The following is a 3430-nucleotide window of genomic DNA, read 5'->3' as shown; positions in this document are numbered from 1 at the left end:
CGCGACGCGGCGGCGGTTCAGAGCGCGTCGAGGTTGACGCCGATGGTGATGGCGCCGATCGCCTCGCCGCTCGCGGGATCCTTGATGATCGAGCTCACCTGCGACTGCAGCATCTGCGTCGATTCGTCCTTCTCCGCCTCGTCGACGAACAGCGCGTCGGCCTTGTCGCCGAAGGTCTTCTGCCATTTCGCCTCGTCGCCCTGCCAGTAGTCGGAGGTCACGTCGCTCTGGCCGACATTGAGGCCCTTGTTGTCCATGATGAAGACTTCCGTGACGAGGCCGCCGGCGGATTCCTGCTTCCCCTTGAGGAACTGCGAGGCGGCGTTGCCGAGCACGGCGTCGATCGTCGGCCGGTCGCCGCCGTCCACCTCGGCACGCCATTTCTGATCCAGCGCGTCGATATCGGCCTGCGCGAGGGCTGCATGGGCGGCGTTCTGCGCCTTGATGGCGTCGACGATCGCCGGATCGGCGAGCCAGGCGCGCACGTTGCCGTCGAAGAATTCGGTGACGGGGCCGACATGGGCTTCCTGGGCGGCGGCGCCGCCGGAGGCGAGCAGGACGGTCGCCAGGCCTGTGATTGCGATGCTGCGGAACGAAGTCTTCATGGGGCATTTCCTCTCTTCGGTTCTTGCGTTTGATGGCAGTGGCAAAGGCACGGGTGGGGGGCTCAGAATTCCTCCCAGCCCGGTGCCGGTTCGGCGAGGGCGGCATTTCCGCTCTGCCGGAGCGGGCGGGCGGCGGCGGGAGCGGGGCGCTGGTGGACGGCGGGGGCCGCCGCCTGCGGCGGCGCGGTGCGGAGCGCGGCCGTTTCCAGCCGGAAGCGGTCCACGGCGGCGCGCAGCCTGCGGCTCTGCGACATCAGTTCCTGGCATGCCGCATTGGTTTCTTCCACCATGGCCGCGTTCTGCTGTGTTCCCTGGTCCATCTGGTTGATGGCCGAATTGATCTCCTGCAGGCCGGTCGACTGTTCGGCAGAGGACCGGACGATCGCCGCGATGCTGTCGTTGATCTTGTTGATTTCCGTCTCGATCAGGCGCAGTGCGTCGCCGGTCTGGTTGACGAGGGCGACGCCGGAGGCAACCTCTTCGCCCGACGCGGTGACGAGGCCCTTGATCTCCTTGGCGGCCGTGGCCGAGCGCTGGGCGAGTTCGCGGACCTCCTGCGCGACGACGGCAAAGCCCTTGCCGGCATCGCCGGCGCGGGCGGCTTCCACGCCGGCATTGAGGGCCAGCAGGTTCGTCTGGAAGGCGATTTCGTCGATGACGCCGATGATCTGGCCGATCTGGGTCGAGGAGTTCTGGATGCGGTCCATCGCGCCGATCGCCTTGTCGACGATGGTCGCGGAGGCGTGCGCGCTGGACTTCGCCTTGGCGACGAGGTCGCCCGCCTCGCCGGCGCGGGCCGAGGACGTGCGCACCGTGACGGTGATCTGGTCGAGGGCGGCGGCGGTTTCTTCGAGGGCGGCGGCCTGCTGTTCGGTGCGCTTCGAGAGCGAATCGGTGGAGTGGGCGATTTCCGTCGTCCCGGTTTCGACCGATTGCGTCGCCTGGCTGATGTCGCCGATCGCCGCCCGCATCGCGCCGATCATCGCGTTGAAGTCCTCGCGCAGCTTTGCGAATTCCTCGCCGAGCGACGGGATCACGACGGAAAGGTCGCCCGTTGCAAGCCGCTCGAGCGCGGCGCCGATCGCGGCGATCGCCTGGGCCTGTCGTGCGGAGGACGCTTCGCGCAACGCCGCGCCATCGCGGCGCTCGGCCTCTACGGCGGCTTCCGTCCGCCGGCGTTCGGCGTCGAGCACGAGCTTGTTTTCCGCTTCGCTGCGGAACATTTCGAGCGCCCGGGCGATGACGCCGATCTCGTCGCCGCGGTGCTGACAGGCGACCGGGGACAGAAGGTCGCCCTGCTGCAGGGCGCCGATCCGGTCGGTGAAGCTCCTCAGCGGCCGGCCGATCAGGCTGCGCATGGCGAAGAGAAAGGCGACGAGAACCAGCGTGACGATGAGCACCTGCGCACCGACCAGCGTCAGGGCGCTGGTCCTGGCCGCTGCCATCATCGCATCCGTCGACCACAGCGTCGTGACATAGCCGCTGGCATTGCCGTTCTTGTCCTTCGGCAGCGGAACGACGATGGCGAGATGCGACGTGCCACCGATGCCGCCGGCGGCCAGGACGGCGTCCGGCGATTTGCCCGCGAGGTCGGCGACCAGTGCCTGCGCTTCCTCCCTGGTGACGGCGCCGTCGCGAGCCCAGGCATCGACGGTCTCGCCCTTGCCGTTGGCGGCGATGAAGGCGATCAATGTGCCCTCGGGATCGTCGCGGTAGAGCGCATAGGCCTCCTGGATCGCCTCCGCCTTGCCCCACTTGACGCCGCCGGCCGCGATGCTGCCCATCTGTTGCGCCGCCTTCGTCCAGGCCGACGTCGCGTCCTGCAGCGCGGCATGCGTTCCGGTCTGCCAGCTGTACTGGAGGAGCGCGAGCAGACCGGCGACGTTGATGAGAATGATGATCGCGGCAAGCTTGGTGGTGAGCGTCAGACTGGAAAAAAATGCGCGCACGTCCGGGACGTCCTTCCTCAGCAGGCGAACGTGCCAATCGGTCCGGTCGACGTCGCCTTCATTTTCGGGCAGATCGCGTCTTGTGACGGCCGTCATGGCCGCGCGACGGAGGGTCGCGGCGAATATAAGGAGCTTCTATAGAATAGGTTGCGGAAAGATTAAATGGAACAGAAACGCGTGTTTTGGAGGCGATTTGGCGGGTCGTCGCGCTGTCGGTCCGAGCTGTCTCAATTCAGGGTCGTGGCGCGCCGCAAGATTCATCCGGATTTCTTGTGCGCTGCGGCATGAATACCGCATCTGGCGAAATTTGCTGACATGCGCCTCATGGAAGGGGCAAGGCTACCCGCGCTCGCCCTTCGCGATCGGCTCCTGATAGGTAAGACCCATGTCCCAGGGGAAGTAGATCCAGGTATCCTGGCTCACCTCGGTCACGAAGGTGTCGACGAGCGGCCGGCCCTTCGGTTTGGCATAGACGGCGGCGAAATGCGCCTTGGGCAGCATGGCGCGGACCTCGGCGGCGGTCTTGCCGGTGTCCGTGAGGTCGTCGATGATGAGGATGCCTTCGCCGCCGTGCTGGGCGAGTTCCGGGGCGATGCCCTTCAGCACGTGCATTTCGCCCTGCGAGACATAGTCGTGGTAGGAGGCGACGCAGACGGTCTCGATCAGCCGGATGTTGAGCTCGCGCGAGACGATTGCCGCCGGCACCAGCCCGCCGCGGGTGATGCAGACGATGGCCTTCCATTCGCGATCGTTGTCGGCGAGCCGCCAGGCGAGGGCCCGGGCATCGCGGTGGAACTGGTCCCAGGAAACGGGAAAGGCCTTATCGGGAAGCGACATGACAAGCTCCTGCGCGCCGGCTGACTTTGCTGCTGGAGG

The 3430-nt window shown here is 66.8% G+C and carries 3 protein-coding genes; all 3 read right to left on the bottom strand.

The features are described 5' to 3' along the window. Nucleotides 1–17 precede the first annotated feature (17 nt). Nucleotides 18–605, bottom strand: coding sequence for a hypothetical protein (locus LXM94_RS08860; RefSeq protein WP_235770826.1), 588 nt, complete (start codon nucleotides 603–605; stop codon nucleotides 18–20). A gap of 62 nt (nucleotides 606–667) precedes the next feature. Further along, nucleotides 668–2554 (bottom strand): methyl-accepting chemotaxis protein, encoded by a 1887-nt coding sequence (locus LXM94_RS08855; protein ID WP_235770825.1) that lies wholly within the window; start codon nucleotides 2552–2554, stop codon nucleotides 668–670. 339 nt (nucleotides 2555–2893) lie between these two features. Continuing rightward, nucleotides 2894–3391, bottom strand: a complete 498-nt coding sequence (gene gpt, locus LXM94_RS08850) for a xanthine phosphoribosyltransferase (protein ID WP_235770824.1) — start codon at nucleotides 3389–3391, stop codon at nucleotides 2894–2896. Nucleotides 3392–3430 lie beyond the last annotated feature (39 nt).

Source organism: Rhizobium alarense, assembly GCF_021555155.1.
Lineage (GTDB): Bacteria > Pseudomonadota > Alphaproteobacteria > Rhizobiales > Rhizobiaceae > Rhizobium_D > Rhizobium_D alarense.
Note: the sequence above shows the minus strand (reverse complement) of the source record. Positions and strands in the feature narration are given on the sequence as shown.